This window comes from Rhodococcus sp. G-MC3 (genome assembly GCF_030063335.1).
Classification (GTDB): Bacteria; Actinomycetota; Actinomycetes; order Mycobacteriales; family Mycobacteriaceae; genus Rhodococcoides.
Map to the genome: position 1 here is coordinate 34,355 of NZ_JASISW010000017.1, position 20,276 is coordinate 54,630.

14 protein-coding genes are annotated in these 20,276 nt (G+C 63.9%); 6 read left to right on the forward strand and 8 right to left on the reverse strand.

Features of this window, described 5'->3' with window-relative positions; translation table 11 throughout:
* Positions 1-312: 312 nt before the first annotated feature.
* The gene (locus QMK17_RS18275; protein ID WP_283510717.1) at positions 313-1,785 is read left to right on the forward strand and encodes a hypothetical protein; all 1,473 of its coding nucleotides are present in this window, start codon (positions 313-315) and stop codon (positions 1,783-1,785) included.
* A 103-nt stretch (positions 1,786-1,888) separates the two neighbouring features.
* Positions 1,889-3,691, forward strand: coding sequence for an Hsp70 family protein (locus tag QMK17_RS18280; protein WP_283510718.1), 1,803 nt, complete (start codon positions 1,889-1,891; stop codon positions 3,689-3,691).
* A 52-nt stretch (positions 3,692-3,743) separates the two neighbouring features.
* On the opposite strand, the gene QMK17_RS18285 is transcribed toward QMK17_RS18280, so the two are convergent.
* Complete coding sequence (locus tag QMK17_RS18285) at positions 3,744-4,265, reverse strand: Lrp/AsnC family transcriptional regulator (protein WP_283510719.1); 522 nt, start codon at positions 4,263-4,265, stop codon at positions 3,744-3,746.
* A 96-nt stretch (positions 4,266-4,361) separates the two neighbouring features.
* Between QMK17_RS18285 and ald the strand changes: the two genes are divergently transcribed.
* Positions 4,362-5,444, forward strand: coding sequence for an alanine dehydrogenase (gene ald, locus QMK17_RS18290; protein ID WP_283510720.1), 1,083 nt, complete (start codon positions 4,362-4,364; stop codon positions 5,442-5,444).
* Positions 5,445-5,572: 128 nt separating this feature from the next.
* Here ald and QMK17_RS18295 read toward each other — a convergent pair whose 3' ends face one another.
* Positions 5,573-6,901, reverse strand: a complete 1,329-nt coding sequence (locus QMK17_RS18295) for a YibE/F family protein (protein WP_283510721.1) — start codon at positions 6,899-6,901, stop codon at positions 5,573-5,575.
* Between the two features lie 279 nt (positions 6,902-7,180).
* Positions 7,181-8,434, reverse strand: coding sequence for a pyridoxal phosphate-dependent aminotransferase (locus QMK17_RS18300; protein WP_283510722.1), 1,254 nt, complete (start codon positions 8,432-8,434; stop codon positions 7,181-7,183).
* A gap of 88 nt (positions 8,435-8,522) precedes the next feature.
* On the opposite strand from QMK17_RS18300, the gene QMK17_RS18305 reads away from it, so the two are divergent.
* Positions 8,523-9,263, forward strand: a complete 741-nt coding sequence (locus QMK17_RS18305) for an SOS response-associated peptidase (RefSeq protein WP_283510781.1) — start codon at positions 8,523-8,525, stop codon at positions 9,261-9,263.
* Here the strand turns inward: QMK17_RS18305 and QMK17_RS18310 are convergent.
* Positions 9,260-9,487, reverse strand: a complete 228-nt coding sequence (locus QMK17_RS18310; protein ID WP_283510723.1) for a DUF3263 domain-containing protein — start codon at positions 9,485-9,487, stop codon at positions 9,260-9,262. The two genes, QMK17_RS18305 and QMK17_RS18310, sit on opposite strands and share 4 nt — an antisense overlap.
* Positions 9,488-9,653: 166 nt before the next feature.
* On the opposite strand from QMK17_RS18310, the gene QMK17_RS18315 reads away from it, so the two are divergent.
* Entirely contained in the window at positions 9,654-11,564 is a 1,911-nt protein-coding gene (locus QMK17_RS18315; RefSeq protein ID WP_283510724.1) for a prolyl oligopeptidase family serine peptidase, read from the forward strand.
* Between the two features lie 312 nt (positions 11,565-11,876).
* Here the strand turns inward: QMK17_RS18315 and QMK17_RS18320 are convergent, their stop codons facing one another.
* Positions 11,877-15,161 carry a (Fe-S)-binding protein gene (locus tag QMK17_RS18320; RefSeq protein ID WP_283510725.1) on the reverse strand — a complete coding sequence of 1,095 codons (3,285 nt, stop codon included), beginning with the start codon at positions 15,159-15,161 and terminating at the stop codon, positions 11,877-11,879.
* Positions 15,162-15,673: 512 nt separating this feature from the next.
* Here QMK17_RS18320 and QMK17_RS18325 point away from each other — a divergent pair.
* A complete protein-coding gene (locus QMK17_RS18325; RefSeq protein ID WP_283510726.1) occupies positions 15,674-16,333 on the forward strand; it encodes an ammonium transporter in 660 nt (219 codons plus the stop codon).
* Between the two features lie 213 nt (positions 16,334-16,546).
* Here the strand turns inward: QMK17_RS18325 and QMK17_RS18330 are convergent, their stop codons facing one another.
* The 3 genes from QMK17_RS18330 to QMK17_RS18340 form a co-directional block, all read right to left on the reverse strand.
* Positions 16,547-17,863: a S1 family peptidase gene (locus QMK17_RS18330; protein ID WP_283510727.1), complete on the reverse strand. Its 1,317-nt coding sequence runs from the start codon at positions 17,861-17,863 to the stop codon at positions 16,547-16,549.
* Between the two features lie 76 nt (positions 17,864-17,939).
* Complete coding sequence (locus tag QMK17_RS18335) at positions 17,940-19,091, reverse strand: hypothetical protein (RefSeq protein WP_283510728.1); 1,152 nt, start codon at positions 19,089-19,091, stop codon at positions 17,940-17,942.
* Positions 19,091-20,224: a hypothetical protein gene (locus QMK17_RS18340; protein WP_283510729.1), complete on the reverse strand. Its 1,134-nt coding sequence runs from the start codon at positions 20,222-20,224 to the stop codon at positions 19,091-19,093. Before QMK17_RS18340 ends, QMK17_RS18335 begins: the two co-directional genes overlap by 1 nt.
* Positions 20,225-20,276 lie beyond the last annotated feature (52 nt).

Here is a 20,276-nt window from a genome sequence, read left to right on the forward strand (position 1 = left end):
ACCCGAGACCGGACGGCCTCGCGAATGACCGTGGGCCGAAGACACATGACGGATTCGACCCAGCAGTCTCCCCAGACCCACCCAAACAATATCTTAGATTGTTTTTTGGCGTTGGCGCGTTGACGTAGTTTGCTGACGCAATATTTTCCCGTCGCCGTGTCCACCTGCGATTACACCACGAAAGCCTGTGGCGAACGACGCAATTCTTTTCTCGAAGGTCGAGGCCAAGTGCACGGATTGGTTCGTGCTCCCCGCGCCGAAGTACAGTGGGCAGTACGTCGGGGCTCGTACAGATGAAGGAATTTTTTGCCGATGGGTGGAGTCTGCGGCGTGGCCGTGGAGTCGGAGGCCGTTCGAATCTCGTATTTTCGGGACGGGCAGCGTGTCGAGGACTCGATTGATGCCGAGGGGGCTCGATGGCTCCTGAACGGCAAACTTCTCGACTGTGGACCGTTCGACGACGTCGTCCTCACCGGTCGCGATTCCGACGTCGTCGAGTCCTTGCTCGCTTCATTGAGCGCCGGTGACAACTCCACCATCAGGATGGTCGACGAAGGCGCCGCGCTGCTGGCCTACGCCCGATCGATAAACCAACTTGCAGGTGCACGTGCGCTGCTCGTGCTCGATCTCGGCAGACATGGGACATCCGCTTTCACGCTCGATGTCGCGGCCGGCGAAGTTCTGCGATCCGCCCGACGGTCTGCGCTGTCCGGTGAAGCGCTCGACGACATCGTCGAGCGGATTGTCATCGGCAAGGGCATTCTTCCTCCCGCGCAGGGGCCAGAGGCCGAGGCAGAGTACCGAGCATTCTTCCGAGAACTGAAAGAACTCGTGACGTCGTCGGCGGGGGTGCGGGCGCCCGGTGACGGCCCGATGCTTCTCACTCGCGGTGAGTTCGAAGTAGCCATCACCGCGACTGTTCTGCAGACGCTGGCCTGGGCCGCACCCACCGATCCCGATGCCGTGCTGCTCATCGGCGGGGGCGCGCACATTCCTCTGGTCAAGAAGCTCACCGAGCAGGAATGGACCGTTCCGCTCATCGTTCCCGAGTCACCTGGATCGGTAATTCTCGAAGGCGCAGCACTCGAAGCCACACCGCTGGTGCATCAAGTCGAGATCGACGAGGCCCGCGAGAGCGAGGTACTCGCTCTCGCTGCGATCGACGATCTGGAGTCGCCGACCACGCCCATCCGCGTCGTCGCCGAGGAGTCTGCTGGGCCGTCCTATCCTCACGCGGCGAGCGTCCCCGTCGTGTCGCAGGCGCCTGCCTTGCCCGCTGTTTCTTCGTCACCGTCACCGGATGTCGCGTCATCGCCATCTCGACGCCGCATCCGGTGGTCTCTCCGCGATGCAGCAGGATTTGCCGGCGTCGCTGCCGTCGTACTGCTCGTGTGGGCTGTGATCTTCGTGCGCGGGGACACTCCACCGCCGCCCGGTATCGGCGTCGACCCGGCTGGCGCTGTGACCGGGACGCCGTCCATCGCGGAGGGTGTACCGGCGCTGACGGGGCCTGCTGTACCCGCGCCTGCTGCTCCTGCATCTGTGAATCCCGGTGCCCTTGATCCCGGTGCCCTAAATCCTGATACGGAGCCGCCGGCCGGCTCCGACGGCGAGGAACCACCCATGCAAGGCCCGGGGTTGAACCGGACGCAAGGCGATCCGGCATCTGCCGCAGGCACCTCCACCGAGGGTGCTTTGGTCGATACCGAGGATTCGGGTTCCGCGCCTCAGGCGGACACGCTTGGCGGTTTGGACGATGGAACCGGGATCGGGGTCGGCAATTGACAGCCCGGCGGCCCAGGGCCGCGACACGAGATGCCCTCGCACCCGGTAGCGTTGCGAGCCGGACGAGAAGTGACAAGTGTGCTGACGAAGTGAGGCCGGGACGATGACCGTGTTGCTGGGGGTGTCCATGGGCGCCCACGCCGTGCGTATGGCCCTGCCTCGCAACGGTGCGGCCACGGCTCCCGTCAGGTCGGCATCACGGCTCCTCGAAGCTCCCCAGCAGCTCTTTTTCAGGAATCAGGTCATCGACACCGTCGATGACGACGTCGAGTACCTCGCCGCCGAGTCGATCAGTGCGCTTGCTGCCGAGTCGGAGCCATTGATGGCAACGGGCGTCGCGTATCGAGACGAGCATCAAGCGGACACTTTGCACCGCGCCCTGGAACACCAGCATTTGCAGAACTACCACCTCGTGCATGAGGTGGAGGCGGTCGTCGAGTATCTGATCGCCAGTGGCGAGGCGGCCGGATATTCCACCGTCGCGCTGTACGACCTCGGAAGTTCCGGCCTCAACATCAGTGTCGTCGACCTGGCGAATCGACGAGTGATCACGACTCGTCGTAGTACCGAGTTCAGCGGCGATCAGTTCGACGCGATTCTCCGCGACAATCAGCTCATCCGCCTCGGTAAGGCAAGCGATGCGCCGGACATCAAGCTCTTCACCCGTCGTTGCCGAGTGGCGAAGGAGCGGTTGTCCGGAAACGACGCCGTGTGCCTGCCCGACGACAGTGGAATGATCTTGCTCTCTCGCGACAGCTACGAAACGCTGATCACCGACGAGGTCGATCGTTCCATCGAATTTGCGCGCGAGGTGCTGATCTCCGCGAACGTGCCGATCGACGCAGTCGTCCTGATCGGCGGCGGATCGCGAATTCCGCTGGTTCACAACCGGGTCGGCCCCTCGCTCGATCTGCATGCGGTGACGCCCAACGAGCCGGAATCAGTGGCTGCCCGTGGGGCCGCACTGTCGGCGCGCCCGGTCGAAGGCCGACAGGTCGGTGACCGAACGCGCGCTCCCGCAGGGAAACCGGTATCTGCCGCAGCTGTTTCGGGTGTAACAGCTGTCTCGGGTGTTACAGCTGCTTCGAGTGTTGCCACAGCGACGCCCCGGCCGACCGACGCGACGCCGACCATTGCAATCTCGCGCACCGACCTGCCTGTGGCGCTGCCGCCGCTCGCTTCGCTGCCCACAAATTTCTCTGCCGCTGCTGCACGTCCTGTTCCGGCGCGCTCTGCTGCAGATCGGCCGATCGCGCCGTCGACGGGATCTGCTGTGTCGGAGCCGAACGCGGTGCTGGACCAACCTCGTCGAGCGGAACCTCCGCTGGTCGAGCCGCCTGAGCGTCCGGCCCCGGAAACCACTGAAGACGCAAGGCCCGCGGACAAAGACAGGCATTTCGCTTTGAAGAACGTCTACTGGCTCGACGCCGATTACGAGGACGACGACGGCGAGGACGAGTCGGTGCGCAAGCGCCGTCAGGTTCGATCGTGGTCGATCGTCGGAGTAGCCGCAGCGGCTGTCCTTGCCGTCTCGGGCTTTCTTCTGACGCGGCCGAGCGCGGAACCAGCCGTAGTGGACACGGCCGTCACCCAAGCTCCTGCGACGAGTGCTGCTCCAACCACCCCTGCGGCGGCGCCTGCACCCAGCCCGTCGGCCGTCCCGGTTGTACCTGTGGTTCCGCCTGCTCCGGTCGCCCCGACCGAGGAGCCCGTTGCACCCGAACCCACTGCAGTGGAAGATGAGCCGGAGAGCTCGCCGACTCAGGAAGCTCCCCCTGCCCCGACGGTCACCGAGGTCGCGCCCGCGCCGGTGCCGCCACCTGCGCCTGCACCACCGCAAACCATCCCCGGGTTCCCTGGTTTCACCTTGCCAACGATTCCGCCGCTGTTCCCGCCTGCTCCGTAGGGCGACTTCGTCGCACGTGCGTGGAAATACGTCCCAGGGGACGTATTTCCATTCACATACGAGTGGCGCTGTTACGCGGCCTCACGTGTTCGAAGATCAGGATCGTTTCGGTAGCCGCGACAGCGGGATGCGCGCTGAGGTTGTCGACTACGAAGTTTCTTAGCGCATTGGTGTCCGCTGTGGCGATCTGGATCAGGAAGTCGTCGGCACCGGCGATGAAGTAGATGTTCAACACCTCGTGCAGCGCGGCGATCTGTTTGCCGAATTCACTGATACGGCGTCGGGCGTCGGCTTGTAGGCGCACCGAGATCATCGCCTGAATACCCTGCCCGAGCGTCTCGGGGTCGATCTCGGCGTGGAATCCGCGGATCACTCCGCGTTCGATGAGCGACCGCACGCGCCCGAGCGCGGTGGAGGGTGCGATCCCCGCCGCGGCAGCGAGAACGTTGTTGGGGATTCGAGCGTCACGCCTGAGTTCATCGATCAGGATGTGGTCGATCTCGTCGAGGCGCGGCCGAAGATCCTTCGGAACCCGCGGCGATGTACCACTCTTGGATGAACTTTCCGGACTCATAGCGCCAATCTACAGAATTATGTTCACATCGGTTGTAGGTATTTCTCCAGATAATTCATAGTTGGGCCAATCGACCGAACGCTTTTGGAGGCGGCCATGAAGATCGGAATCCCACGCGAGATCAAAAACCACGAATATCGGGTGGCCATCACTCCGGCAGGCGTGCATGAGCTGGTCACCCGCGGACACGAGGTGATCATCGAGACCGACGCCGGTGCCGGCTCATCGTTCTCCGATACCGATTACAAGGCGGCAGGTGCACTGATCTTCACGAGCGCCGACGAGGTGTGGGAAGCGGCTGATCTGCTGCTCAAGGTCAAGGAGCCCATTGCCGAGGAGTACTCACGGCTGAGAGAGGGGCAGGTGCTGTTCACGTACCTGCATCTCGCGGCATCGAAGGCATGCACCGATGCGCTACTGGAATCGGGAACAACGTCGATCGCGTACGAGACCGTCACGGCATCCGACGGTTCACTGCCACTTCTCGCCCCGATGAGCGAGGTCGCAGGTCGGCTCGCGCCGCAGGCCGGGGCGTACCACATGATGGCCAGCGGAGGCGGCCGCGGAGTTCTGATGGGCGGAGTGCCAGGGGTGAAACCCGCCAACGTCGTAGTCATCGGCGCCGGTGTCTCGGGCCGCAATGCCGTCGCGATTGCTCACGGGATGCATGCCGACGTCACGGTGTTGGATCTGAATGTGCGAGCGCTGCGAGCGATCGACGATCAATACCGGGGCGGCGTCAAGACCCTCGTCTCCAACGCGTTCGAGCTCGAACAGGCCGTTCTCGCTGCAGACATGGTGATCGGCGCAGTACTCGTCCCGGGCGCCAGGGCGCCGAAGCTGATCTCCAACAGCCTGGTTCAGCGGATGAAACCGGGCTCGGTGCTCGTCGACATCGCCATCGATCAGGGCGGCTGCTTCGAGGATTCGGTCCCGACCACGCATGCCGATCCCACCTACCGCGTCCACGAATCCGTCTTCTACTGCGTGGCGAACATGCCGGGTGCAGTCCCGCGCACATCCACCTACGCGCTGACCAACGCGACGTTGCCCTACGTACTCGCGCTCGCGGACAAGGGTTGGGAAGCCGCATGCGAGTCCGATCCGGGTCTGAGAGACGGGCTGAGTACCCATGCGGGTGCGTTGCTTTCGGAGTCGGTAGCTGCGGCTTTCGCCTGAGTGCGACTGCGCCGCCCGTGCGTGTTCAGGAACATCAGGCTGTACATAAACACTCACGGCTTCCCACCTGCACGTGCGCGTTTAATTACGTCAGGGTGTACTTGAACGCGCACGGGTAAGCAGCCGCGCTACCGCGAATGTCGCCCCGATTTTCTCGGAGCGGCTATAGGAGCCGGCGCGGGTGTCGGTGCCGGGACCGGGGCAAGCTTGCCGCCGGCCGGCGAACGTGACACTCCGCCGGGCCTCGCGAGCATTGCGGCGATCGCGGTGGTCAGCGGAACCGACAGCGACAACGCGATCCCGCCGACAGACGAGCGGACGATCTCGATGGCAACGGCGTCACCGGTCAGGACATCCTGAATGGATCTTCCGGCAACGCTGAACAGCAGCAGCAACGGCAGTGCTCCGCCCGCATAGGCGAGCACGAGGGTGTAGACGGTGCTCGCGATATGGTCGCGGCCGACGCGCATCGCCGACGAGAAAATGTGCCGCCTGGTGGCGGTCCCGTCGGCGGATGCAATTTCGAACGCGGCCGATGCCTGCGTGATGGTGACATCGTTGAGGACGCCGAGGGAGCCGATGATGAACCCCGCCAGGAGAAGCCCGGTGATGCTGACCTGCTGGATGTACGCCTGCACGTCGGTGTTCTGTTCCTCGGACAGTCCCGTCAAGTGGGTCATTCGAATCGCAACGTAGGACAATGCCGCTGCCAGCGCCATCGATGTCAACGTCCCCAACAGGGCAGCACTCGTCCGTAGATTCACGCCGTGTGCCAGGTACAGAACGGCGTACAGGATGATCGCTCCGGCGACCAGCGCGACGGGGATGGCCGGTGAGCCGTCGAGAAGCGCAGGCAGCATGAATACGACGAGCACCGCGAACGCGACGATGAGTCCGAGGAGAGCTCGGAAGCCACGCCACCGCGCGACGACGCAAATCACAACGGCAAACACTCCGACGATGATCGACAATGGCAAGCCGCGCGCGAAGTCGTTGAACGAATACTGCGTTGTTCCGGACGGATCCGTCGCCCGGACGAGCCGAATGCTTTCCCCGGTACGGAGATCCGGTTGCCCTGGACCCGGAGCGATTTCGACGAGCGTTCGGGTACCTGCATTGGGGCCGGAGTCGATGGTGACGATGCTGCGCTGGCAGTCGTATCCCGCGTTGACCGGTGGCGTCGGGTTTCCGGTGAACACCTTGCCCGAAGAAGCGCTTCCGCACGGACCGATGTCCTGGGACACGACGGTTCCCGCTTCGGAGTTGACGGCGCCGCCGCTGGAGGTCTGAAACGGAAGGGGAATGTCGACGTTCTGCTTGGCGGGCCACAGCACGATTGCCCCTGCGACTACCGCGATCCCGATAGCGATGAGTAGACCTACGACTATGCGTGCAGCGACGGGACCGACCGGTGCGGGTCCGGTGCTGTGTCCATGTCCATGACCGTGTGACTCCACGGTGAGAGTTTAGAGGGTGGCTCGACGTGAGCCGGGCCTAGCAGTGAAAAGGGCATGTGTGGAGCTCGGTGGCGGGGAGCAGGGGGGGCGTCCCCCGCCACCTTCCTGATCGACCCGGGGGGGTGGGATACGACCAGTGCTCGGGCACACAAGGTGCCGTCTGCCAATCTACAGAGATTGCGGCGGATGTGTTAGATCACGGCAGTGTTTTTTCCGTCACTTTCAATCACTTCTTCTACTTTCCGGTCAGTTAGTAGAATCCGCCATACTCCCTCGGACCTACTGCTTGTACGACGAGAGGAAGTTGCCGAAACGTTCGATTGCGACCGACAGATCTCTCGCCCAGGGCAGCGTCACGATGCGAATGTGATCGTGTCCCGGCCAATTGAATCCGGTGCCCTGGACGACGAGAATCTTCTCCTGAAGCAGTAGGTCCTGGACGAGCTTCTCGTCGTCGTAGATCTCGTGGACCTCCGGATCGAGGCGAGGGAACGCGTACAAGGCACCACGCGGTTTGACGCACGAGACGCCGTCGATTTCGTTCAGCTTGGTCCAGGCGACATCGCGCTGTTCCAACAGACGGCCGCCGGGCAGGATCAGATCCTCGATACTCTGATGTCCACCGAGTGCCACCTGGATCGCGTGCTGTGCAGGAACATTGGGACACAACCTGGTCGACGCCAGCAGATCGATGCCTTCGATGAACCCGGCCGCGTGGTCTTTCGGTCCGGTGATCGCGAGCCACCCGGCACGGTATCCAGCCACCCGGTACGCCTTGGACAGCCCGTTGTACGTCAGGCACAGCAGATCGGGAGCGAGGCTGGCCAGCGACGTGTGCTCGGCGTCGTCGTAGAGGATCCGGTCGTAGATCTCGTCGGCGAGCAGCAGCAGCTGGTGCTTGCGTGCCAGGTCGACGATGCCCTGCAGTACCTCTTTCGAGTACACCGCACCCGTCGGGTTGTTGGGATTGATCACCAGCAGCGCGACGGTCTTGGGTGTAATTTTCGATTCGATATCGGCGAGGTCGGGGTTCCAACCGTTCTCCTCGTCGCACATGTAGTGCACGGCCTTGCCGCCGGACAGTGTTGTCATCGCAGTCCAGAGCGGGTAGTCGGGCGCCGGAATCAGCACCTCGTCACCGTCGTCGAGCAACGCCTGCATAGTCATCGTGATGAGTTCGGAGACACCGTTGCCCAGGTAGATGTCATCGACGTCGAGTTCGGGGAAACCGGGCTCGAGCTCGTACCGCGTGACGATCGCACGCCTGGCGGAGAGGATGCCCTTCGACTCCGAATACCCCTGTGCGTACGGCAGCGCGGCGATCATGTCGCGGACGATGACGTCGGGTGCCTCGAACCCGAACGGTGCCGGGTTTCCGATGTTGAGTTTGAGGATTCGGTGGCCTTCCGCTTCGAGCCGCGCGGCGTGCCTGTGCACCGGACCGCGGATCTCGTACAGCACGTTCTGCAGCTTCGTCGACTGCTGGAGCGTGCGATGTTTGGTTCTCTGGTGGTCGGTCTGCGGAAGGCTCACCCTCCCATCGTGCCAGGTGCGGCGCCGGAACCGCGAGGCATATTCGCTCGACGCCTACTTGTCGGTAGCGGGTGCGACAATCGAGAGCATGTGCGGACGGTATGCAAGCACCCAGACCGACAGCGATTTACGCGCGGTGTTCGACATCGCCGAGACGGTGGGCGAGGAGATCCCGCCCGCCTACAACGTGGCACCGACGCAGACCGTGCGGACCGTGCTCGAGCGGGCACCGAAAGACGAACCGGACGCAGGTGCCGTCCGCCAGCTCAGGTCGGTACGGTGGGGCCTGATTCCGTCCTGGGCGAAGGACCCCAAGATCGGCAGCCGAATGATCAATGCGCGCTCCGAGACGATTCTCGAGAAGCCGTCGTTCAAGAAGGCGGCCGCCCGAAGGCGATGCATCGTTCCCGCCGACGGATATTACGAGTGGGAGAAGCGCGACGGGCAGAAGGTTCCGTACTTCCTGCACGAGGACGTCGACCTGGATCGTTCAGCCGGCTCCACTCCTGCCGTGCTGGCCATGGCTGGGCTGTACGAGCTGTGGCGTGATCCAACCAAAGGGGACGACGACGATGACCGCTGGGTGTGGTCGGTGACGGTGTTGACGGCCCCGGCCGCGGACGCGCTCGGCCACATCCACGACCGTTCTCCGGTGATCGTGCCGGCGGACATGCGTGATCACTGGCTCGATCCGACTGTTACGTCGATCGAATCCGTGCAGCAGATGCTGGCGGACATTCCCGAGCCCCATCTGGTTCCGTACGAAGTCAGCACCGCCGTCAACAGTGTCCGAAACGACTTCGCCGACCTACTGCTCCCCGTCAGCTAGCGAAGCCGCCGCGCGCACACCGCCCGCATCTTCTCGCGCGTCGTCTCGTCCAGAGCAGCCGAGGCCGGCTCGTCGAGAAGTCGTCGCAGACGTTCGAAGTACGACCGCGCGCCCAATCCGAACGCGACGTAAATGTCCTCGTCGCTTCCGCCGCCGTAGCCATACCAGGACCTGCCGAAGGCGAGGATTGCCTCGTCGACGGTGTTCGGTGCGGTTTCACGCATTGCTACCCCCCCTGTGGTCCCAACTATCCACGTTCCATCTTCGACCACGTATTTGACTGCGTGGTGAACGCGGCGTTACGGCGACCGCGCGCCACCCAGCGCTGCCCGGTGCAGCGCCTGACTCGGTGGCGCCGAATCGTCGGTGCCACTGGTTACTGTGGTCGCCATGACGCGAACCTCGTTGCCCTTCGGTTCCTGGCCTTCTCCGATCTCCGCTGCGGACCTGTCCGCGAGCGGGCATCCCGTGGAGGCCGGCCGTTTCGTCGGCGACGAGATCTGGTGGTCGGAGCTCCGTCCGACCGAGAACGGCAGGACCGCGGTGTGCCGGTACCGCGGCGACGTCGTGGAGACGCTCCTGACCACGCCGTCCAACGCGCGCTCGAGGGTGCACGAGTACGGCGGAGGAGCGTGGACGGCAACACCCGACGGCCGAATCGTCTTCGCGGAGTTCTCGGATCAGCGCGTGTACGTCACATCACCGGGTCGAACGCCCGTCCCGCTGACGCCGAAACCCGAGAGCGCGTCGTCGGTTCGCTTCGGCGAGCTGTCGATCGTCGGTGACGACGTGCTGGCGGTGCGGGAAATTCACGACGGCTCGGAGGTCGCCCGCGACATCTGTGTCATCGCGCTCGATGGAAGCGGTGTGCGATCACTGGTGTCCGGGTCGCAATTTCTTGCCTATCCGCGACTGTCTCCCGATGGCTCCAAGCTTGCCTGGATCGCGTGGGATCACCCGCAGATGCCCTGGGACGGAACCGAACTGCGCGTCGCCGATCTGGCCGGCGGAACGTGGAAGACTGTACTGGGCGGGACCGAGGAATCGGTGCTTCAGCCGGAATGGATCGACGACGAGTCCCTGTACGTCATCAGCGACCGCACGGGATGGTGGAACATCTACCGGGCCGGCGTCGATGGAACCGTCTCGCCGTTGCATGCGGCCGAAGCGGACTTTGGTGCGCCTCTGTGGCAACTCGGCGCTCGGTGGTATTCGGTTCTCGACGACGGAAAGCTCTTGACCGTACGCACTTTCGGGGTCGACACGCTCGGCGTACTCGACCCGTCGAGCGGCGTATTGGAGGACGTCGATCTCGGCGGGCTCACGTCGGTGTCGCTCGGTGGGCGCAAGGGTTCGACGGTGTTGTTGAAAGCCGGTGGCGCGCAAAGTCCCAGTGGGCTTCGGCTTCTCGACCTCGCCACTGGGCAACTCACCGACATTCGCTCCGGGCTCGAAGCAGTCCCCGACGCGGACTACCTCCCGCAGGGCAAACCGATGACATTTCACGGAGCGGAGCGTGAGGTCCACGCCATCGCCTACGCGCCTCGAAACCCCGAGTATCAGGGCCTGGACGGTGAACTGCCTCCGTACGTTGCGTTCGTGCACGGCGGTCCGACAGCCCACGTCGCACCGGCGCTCAATCCGGTCTTCGCGTATTTCACCAGCCGGGGCATCGGCGTCGTCGACGTCAACTACGGAGGGTCGAGCGGCTACGGTCGCGAATATCGCAACCGGTTGCGAGGGCAATGGGGAATAGTCGACGTCGAAGACACCGTCGCTGCTGTGCAGGGACTCGCGAACGCCGGTCTTGCCGATCCGGCTCGTCTGGCGATCGAGGGAGGGTCGGCTGGTGGGTGGACAGTGCTGGCGGCATTGACCTCCTCCGATGTGTTCGCCTGTGGTGCTTCGTATTACGGCGTCGCCGAGTTGGAGCTGTTCGTCGCGGAAACCCATGACTTCGAATCCCGCTACATCGACGGGCTGATCGGCCCCCTCCCCGAAGCCCTCGACCTGTACCGAACCCGAGCGCCGGTCAACAATGTCGACGGTTTGTCGTGTCCCGTTCTGCTGCTGCAGGGCCTCTCGGATCCGATCGTGCCGCCGTCGCAGGCCGAGCGGTTCCGTGACGCAATGGTACGCAAAGGGATTCCGCACGCGTACCTGGCGTACGAGGGGGAGTCGCACGGATTCCGGAAGTTGGAAACACAGGTGAACGCGCGCGAATCCGAGCTCTCCTTCTATGGTCAGGTCCTCGGTTTCACCCCTCCCGGGATTCCGAAGCTCGAGCTCTGGACCCCGTGACACGTTCCGATCCGCCGTCTATGAAGTTCGCGAGCCGACGGCCGCGCGATTGTCGGGGTGCTTCGGACAAGCATCGTGCACCTCGAGAAGGTATTCGAGGGCGAGTCCTGTGGTTCAAGCAGTGAAATTTGCTGCACACCGGCATTGTCGAATGGTTGTGAGCTGGCGAGGTCGGCGATCGTTCTCGCAATCGACGTGGGTGGTAGTGCTGCTGCGGCGGGGCGAGAGCTCAGGACCGAGCACCTCCTTCAACGACTTCGCGCCCCGGCTCTGAAGTGAGCGGGGGCGCGAAGTCGGCGAAAGAGTGCGAGGTTACTTCCGTCTACCCGGAACCTTTGCTCCTGGAGCGAATCCCAGCCCACCAGCCTTCGGAGTCGGTGGCTTACGAGCATCGGAGCTGTCCGAGCCGCCGGATTCGTTCGTAACCGGTGCCTCAGCCTCGGCAGGTGCCTCAGCCTCGGCAGGTGCCTCCGACTCGGACGGTGCCTCAGCCTCGGCAGGTGCCTTTGACTCGGCAGGTGGCTCGGCAGGTGCAGCAGCCTGACCCGGAGTACGTGTACCTGGCTTCTTGAACCCCGACTTCACAGCGAGGCCCTTGGGCTTGACCGTCGGCGTGGACACCTCGGCCTCAGGGGAGGCGTCAGTGGTCGGCTCTGCAGGCGTCTCCACTGCATCAGGAGCTTCCGACTTGGGAGACTCTGCCGGTTCAGCAGCAGCAGCAGCGGCCGTCTTGGCGGGAGCGGCCGGATTGCCGGGTGCTTTGGCGCCTGGCTTCTTGAAGCCGGACTTCATTGCCAGACCCTTGGGCTTGACCGTCGGCAGGGATTCCGACGCAGCACTTGCGGTGTCGCCTGCAGGTGTCTTGGCCTCTGCAGGTTCGGCAGCAGATGCCTCGGCCTCAGCCGGCTCAGCGGCCGACGGCTTACCGGGTGCCTTGGCGCCTGGCTTCTTGAAGCCGGACTTCACAGCTAGGCCCTTGGGCTTGACGGACGGTGTCGATTCGGATGCTTCCGCAGGAGCGGCTTCCTCCGCCGGCTTCGGTGCTGGCGCACCGGGAGCCTTCGCACCACCGGGAGCCTTGCCCTTGAGCGAGAGCCCCTTGGCGCCCGGAGCCTTTGCGCCACCGGCCAAACCAAGCCCCTTGGGCTTGGCGGCAGCTTCGGGAGCAGCCTCTTCCGCTGATTCTGCAGGCTTCGCAGCTCCCGGTGCTTTCGCGAGACCCTTCATCTTCAAGCCGCCGGCCTTGGGGGCTGGTGCAGCGGGAGCTGACTTGGCCTCTGCAGGCTCTTCGACCGGCTCGATGCGTTCGGCCTCTTCGACCTCCATGGCTTCTTCGGTCGCGAGTTTCTCCTCCGGAGTGAGCTCACGCGGAACGACCTTGATGTTCGCCGCGAGCACCGAAGACTCGACCCGAGTGATGGACTCGAGCATCAGCTGCGAGACATCGACTACCTCGACGCCTTCGTGTGCGCCGCCCTCCTGACGTGCCGTCACACCGTCGGTCAGCATGACGCGGCAGAAGGGGCAACCCGTGGCGATCTTTTTGGGGTTGGTGGCGAGCGCTTCGTCGACCCGGTCGATGTTGATGCGCTTGCCGATGTTCTCTTCCATCCACATGCGTGCGCCACCGGCACCACAGCACATCGACCGCTCGCCGTGACGCGGCATTTCTTTCAGATTGGAGCCCGACGCGGCCATGAGCTCGCGGGGAGCGTCGTAGACCTTGTTGTGACGGCCGAGGTAGCACGGGTCGTGGTAAGTGATGTCCTGGCTGACCGAGGCCACCGGGATCAGCTTCTTCTGACGGACGAGACGGTTGAGCAGCTGGGTGTGGTGAACCACCTCGTAGTCGCCACCGACCTGCGGGTACTCGTTGCCGAGCGCGTTGAAGCAGTGCGCACAGGTGACGACGATCTTCCGCTTCTTCTGCTCGATACCCTCGAACACGCTGTTCAGAGTCTCGATGTTCTGCTGCGCGAGCTGCTGGAACAGGAATTCATTGCCGGCACGACGAGCGGAGTCGCCAGTGCAGGTCTCGTCGGCGCCGAGCACCATGAACTTGACGCCCGCGGTCGCGAGCAGTTCCGCAACGGCCTTGGTGGTTTTCTTCGCGCGGTCCTCGTAGGCGCCGGCGCAGCCGACCCAGAACAGGTACTCGTAGTCACGGAACGAATCGGCGTCCTGTCCGAAGACCGGGATGTCGAATTCCATCTCCTTTATCCAGTTGAGACGGTCCTTCGAGTTCTGACCCCAGGGGTTGCCCTTGTTCTCGAGGTTCTTGAACAGTCCCGCGAGTTCGGACGGGAACTCCGATTCGATGAGGACCTGGTACCGACGCATGTCGATGATGTGGTCGACGTGTTCGATATCCACCGGGCACTGTTCGACGCAGGCGCCGCAGGTGGTGCAGCTCCACAGGACCTCGGGATCGATGATGCCGCCATCGATGGCGTCGGCGACGAGCTTGCGATCGGCCTCGTCACGCGCGGCCTGCGGGATGGCGTCGAGCTTCTTCTGATCAACGTTGCCTTCGGCGTCGACGAGGCCTATCTCGTCGCCGCCCAGGTCTTTTTTGCCACCTGCGAGCAGGTACGGCGCCTTGGCGTGACTGTGGTCGCGCAGCGACATGATGAGAAGTTTCGGGGACAGCGGCTTACCGGTGTTCCATGCAGGGCACTGCGATTGGCAGCGGCCGCACTCGGTGCAGGTGCTGAAATCGAGCCAGCCCTTCCAGCTGAAGTCCTCGACCTTGCCTGCGCCGAACGCGTCGACATCCGGGTCGGCCTCCTCCATCACAAGCACCTTGCCGCCGGACATCATGGGCTTGGCCGGGCCGAGCGCGACGGTGCCGTCGTCCATGCGCTTGAAGTAGATGTTGGGGAACGCGGTGAAACGGTGCCACGCGACGCCCCAGTCGATGTTCTGGCCGACCATGTACAGCCAGATCATGCCGGACATCAGCTTGATGAACGCGAACACCGAGACCAGCTCGACGCTCTCGGGCAGGAGTTTGGCGACGTTCAGGGTGAAGAAGTCGGTCCACGGGTTCGAGTGGCCGTACGTCGCGATCTTGCCGGCCTTCACGAAGATCATTCCGAGGCCCTCGACGAGAACGACTGCCTCGACGAAGTAGGCGGCACGGAACCGGGAGCCACCGAAGCGGGACATCCGCTCGGGCTTGCGTGGGTGGTTGAGCTGACGGATCACGATGAGCGTGACAATGCCGAGGACGGTTCCGATGCCGAGTAGCTCGTCCATCAGGTGATAGATGGCCCAGTCGCCGAAGATCGGCCAGTGGAACTCGGGGTTGAACGTCTGCCCGTATGCCTCGAACCAGAGGATCGCTCCGGCCATGAAGCCGATCATGACCAGCCAGTGGGCCCAACCGACAGTGCGGAACTTGACCATCTTGGTGTGGGCGAGAAACTCGACGGTCATCTGCTTGAAGCGAGGGATGATCGGGCGCCAACGGTCCGGTGCAGGCTGTCCGAGGCGGATGATATTGAACATCCGCAGGCCACCACGGATGAAGGAGAACCAACAGACGAGGCTCAGAAGCGCACCGACCGTGCCCAACGTGATCGTCAGGGCGTTCATGTAAGCGGCCTTTCGTTCATTCGGTAGCCGGGGAAGCTACCTCAGGGTCAGCCCGATCAGCCTAAGACTAGCCAAGTTACTGGCCAGTAACAACTAAGGCAATACCGACGAGTAACTTAACATCGTTAATGGGATCGACCTGCATCGCGGTGGGCTGGACCGGTCAGTAGGTTGCGTCCTGGATGTCACGTTAGGCGTACCGCTTCAACCGGCCTTCGAGAAGGCAGTCCTAAGTTCTGCGCTTCATGTTCACGAGACGGTCGGGTTTGGTTGCAGCAGGGCTGAAACTTCGACGGTTGCGCCTTTCCGATTTGTGCTGATAGTCCGGTTTGTGTGGCGGACATCACAGGAGCCCTGGGGCGTCAGGGAGAAGATAACGAATGGTCCGACCTATGGGTTATGCTGCTGCGGCACCGGCACACTCGTGGATTTGGTCGAGGGTTCATCTGCGTTTGACGGGCTACCTCTGTTCGGCAACTGCCGAGCTCGACGGCGAGAAACGGAAGATTTACATGAAACTCAGCAAACTGGTCGTTGCGGCGGCTTTCGTGGCCTCTGCGATGGGTCTGGCCAGCGGCACGGCATATGCAGCTCCCGCCCCTGCGGAACCCTCGGCGAACGAAGAAATTGGTTTCGAGTCGAACGTCGAAGACCGAACGATCGTCACGACGATCGATGCCGGCGTCTTCAAGGTGGCAGACGACGGCAAGACTGTCGACGTCCTCGACTCGACCGACAATGTCGTCGTGACGCTGCCCCTGTCCTTCAACTTGGGCGGCCTCAACTTCCCGTACGAGCAGAACGTCGACAACGACGGCAAGACGCTTCGTCTGGTCCCGCAGCTCGATCTGACCAAGGCGTCGGCGAACTCGCGCAGCCTCGGTGCAACTCCGGTTGCTTCGCCTGCAGAGAATATGATGGCGCAGGACAATTTCGTCTCGCAGCTGGGACTCGCCACTGCTATTGGTAGCTTGAGCGGAACCATCGTCGGCGCGACCATCGGCTGCATTGTGACCCTGCCTGCAGCATGTATCGGCGGCCTGGTGACCGGAGCAGGCGTCGGTGGAGTTGTCGGCACGATCCTTGCCGGAGGCCCGACGCTCGTCGTTGCGGGAATCGACCTTCTCAACACCTTGAACGCACCTGCAGGAACGACGCAGTACGGGAAATAGACCATAGCTACAACGCTCACAGGCCCGTCTCCGGTTCGGAGGCGGGCCTGTGAGCGTGTTCAGTCGGAAAGCAGGCAGTCGGGCATCAGCTGATCGAGTGATTCGCCGATGATCGCGTTCACCCGAGGTTGGATGAGATTCTGCGCCAGACGAATACAGAACAATGGCCCACCGTGTCCGGAGACGCGATGGGCCATTGTGCACACAAGTGGCTCAGCTGACAGGGGCCGTTCGAAGCGTCGCACCCGTCTCGGATGCGACCTGTCCGATCGGGATGCCCAGGCTTGCGGTCCCCCCGAACTGAGCGAGCGCGAGGTTGGCCTCGGTGCAGTCGGGAGCGCCACCACTGTTGGATCCGCTGGTGATTCCGAGTGCGAGTGTGCCGGTGACGATTGCCCCGCCGCTGTCGCCCGCAAGGGTGCAGGCGGTGCTGGCGAATCCTCGGACAGTTCGGCTCGAACCGTCATCCATGTACAGCTGAGTCTCGACGCGTTCGGCAGCGACGACTCCACAAGTGAACGACGAGGACTGCCCCGACTTGCATACGGGTGCGCCGACGACCGGCGAGGCGGTACCCGTGATGGTGACGGTGCTGCCGTTCGCGCCACGGACGGTAGGGCGGTCCAGGCCGGAGGACGTGCCCGTCTCGTTCAGTGAGATGACCGACCAGTCGAGGCCGCTGGGGGATCCGAGGCTGGAGCGGTCGAACGTACCGATCTGGGCGCTGCCCTGGACGTTCGCCGGATCGGGCAGGTACACGGGGGCTCCGCCAGCGCCGGTCTCGGCATTCGGATTGCAGTGTCCTGCACTGAGATTGACCGGGTTACCGGATCCGTCGGTGGCGTTGAAGCCGAACGAGCAGACGCTGATGTCGGTGGACGGGGTATCCGCAATGGCGTTGCGTGTGGTGACGTAGGTGTCGCCGCCCATCGGTGACGGATCGACGGGCTTTGGCGCGCCGGGGGAGAGGATGACTTTCAGGTTGGCGAGCAACGTCGGAAGATTGAGGGCGCTTCCGATCGGACTGTTGACGACGTCGATGACTATCTGGTTGTCCAAAATGTCGATCGAAGTTCCGTTCACCTGGCTTGCGACCTCACGAGGAAGCGACGAGATCCATGCATTGAGATCGGCGAGCGACTTTTCCAGACCGTCGGCGGACACTGGCGCGTGTGCGGTGCCGTAGCCATCCTTGGCGACGGCCTGAGCAGCGTCTTCGGACGTGACGGCGACGACGGCTTTGCCGTCGGGCCCGATCCAGGCGCCTGCGAAGTCGGACGGCCTGGATGCGCGGAAATCGGAGGCATACGTCGAGAGTTCTTGCGCGCGCGCAGCTCGATCGAGGTATTCCTGCGGTGAGATTTTCAGATCGCGAACAACAGCATCGGCCAGTTCGCGGGGAAGCTCTTCCGCCGCACTCTGATTGACGCTTGGATCAGGGTCTGCCGACGCGGGGGCCGAGAAGATACCGAAGAACAGAAACGCCGTCGAACAGATCACTGCTGCGCGCAGTGCCCCCGTGTTACGCATGAAATCCCTTCATCGGGTGCTGAGCATCAGCGCCTCACCTTAGGGCATGAGAGCTGAGAATCGACTAAGAGCCTGTTCAGCGTCCGGCGCCGTTGGAGCGAGGGGCGGTGGGATACGTGAAGTCGGGGACGGTGGGATAAGTGAAGTCCGGGACGGTCGGGCGTGTCAGAGGTCTGCGTGTCCTCGGGGGGGTCGGAGTTGCAGGCTCGGGCTCCGGCGAGGGTTCTGCGCGGGTTTCTGGGCGCGGGGGTTCTGCGCGCGGAGTTTCTGGGCGTGGGGGTTCGGCGAGCGTCGGCTCGGATGGACCGGACGACGGCGGCTGCTGCAGAACGACCTCGGGGACCGTCGTCGGGAACGGAACTGCCGGGGCCACTGCCGGCAGCACGGGCCCGTTCGGCGAGGTGGCAGTCGACGATGTGGCAGGCGCGGTCTGTGCGTCGGTGATGGCAGGCGGTGCCACGTCGACGCCGTCGCTGAATGTTCCCTGCGCCGCCGCGATTGCGACGGATGCCAGGATCACGGCCACCGCGGCACCCGTGACGATCAGCAGTGGCCTTCTCTTCCGGTGCGGATCTTCTTCGACCGGGGTGACCGTTGTCGTCGGGTCGTCCACAGGGAGTGCTTCGGAGAACGCGAGCGCCTGAGATTTCGCGACGATGGGTAGCGCATCGGTCACTGCTGAATCCGGCGACTGCGGACCTGGCCCCTCCAATACCGCGAGCGCGCCGATGGTGAGGGAAACATCGTCGGCGACCGGGGCGGGGTCCGGGTCGGTGACGTTGGTCGGCACCAACGCGGCGAATGCGCCTGCAGCGGTTGCGTTCGGTACGAGGAGTACGCCGTGCAGACCGGTGCGGGCGAACGCGCCGCGCAGCACCGCGAGTCGGCCGGGACTCCAACTATCGGGATAGGTCACGGCAACGGACGGAGTTACACCGCCGTGTCGGTCGGTCGCCATGGCCACGAGGCAGTTGACTGCGTGCGCGAGAAGATCCTCGGGCTGGTGTCCGTCGGGATCGGCTTCCTGATTTCCGACGCGTGAGATGGATGCACTCGCCGATCGCGGCGAAGGTCCCGCATCGACACCTGCCGGGCCGAGGCCGACGGTTCCGTCCTCCGCGAACCACAAGCGGGTCGTGGTCTCGTAGACGACGGGATCGACTGCCTGATCCGGACGGTGGACGGCGACGGATCTGTCGTCGCCGATCGTGACCGCGAGGTACCCCATCAGCCCGCCGCCGGCGTTTCTTTCGCCGCCGGTGAAACTGCCGGTGAAGCAGTCGCTGGGTCGGTGGGTTCGGGCAGTGTGCTGGGGCCGCTGCCCTCATCGACCGGCGGTTGGGTACTGGGCTTGGTCGGCTGTGGATCGACGGGATCTTCTTCGACGGGATCTTCCTCGACGGGCACCTCTACGGTCCGGTCCGGTTGTTCCGATCGCTCGGCGGCCGGTCTCGTCTGAGGCAGCTCGGTGGTCGGCTCATCTCTCGCCCGTGCCTGCGCGGTGGTGGTCGGTGCGGATTCGGTCGTCGCTTCGGCGGGAACCGGCGCGAGAGGCTCGATGATGGGAACCACCGTCGGGAAGGGGATTGCATTTGTCGGGACGGCGCCCGCTGTCGTCGGGTCGGCGATCGTTGCGCTCTCGATCTGCGGGATGGCCGGTGCCGTGTTGTCGCGCAGCATCAGTGACGCCACTCCGGCCCCGAGAGTGAGAAGCGCAGCGAAGGCGACCGCAGCCAGGACGGGGGTTCGCGATACCGCCCGCTCGGGACGCGCGATCGCAAACGCCTCAGTGATCGCGTCGACCGGGTAGTGGGAGGCGATGCTCGCGGCGCCACGAGCGGCCGCGATACCGGTGTCCGAACCTGCCCATGTCGCCTGAGTTGATTCCGACCATACGGTGAGTGCTTCGGTTTCCGACACCAGGGCGACGTGCGCCAGGCCGTAGCGATTCATCGCTGTTCGGAGATCGGAGACCTGCTGGGCCGTCCATCGGGCGGGGAATGTGGAGGCTGCCGCCAGCAGGGCAGGATCGGTTCCGATCGATTGGGCGACCTCGACGAGCAGGCAGCGCAAAGTCATTGCGATGAGTTCGCCGGGTTCGAGACCCGAATCGACGTCCCCGTTCACGAAGTCGGTGAACTCCGCTGCGCACTGGTCATCGGTACCTCCGAGCGATGCGGTCCCGTCACCGTGCACATACAGGACGGTGCGGTGCAGCGACGCGACGTGCAGCGACGGATTAGCGCGAGAGGGGCGGGAAACCGCGGCGATGGACCGCTCGTCGTCGACGTGCAGTCCGACGTCGGGCAGCGCATCGGCAGGATTGTATGCCGCGCAGTTCTCTGCGGGCCGGATCAGCATGTCTGTAGTACTCCGTCGTGGGGTTGGCGACCCGGAACGGCCACCTCTCTGA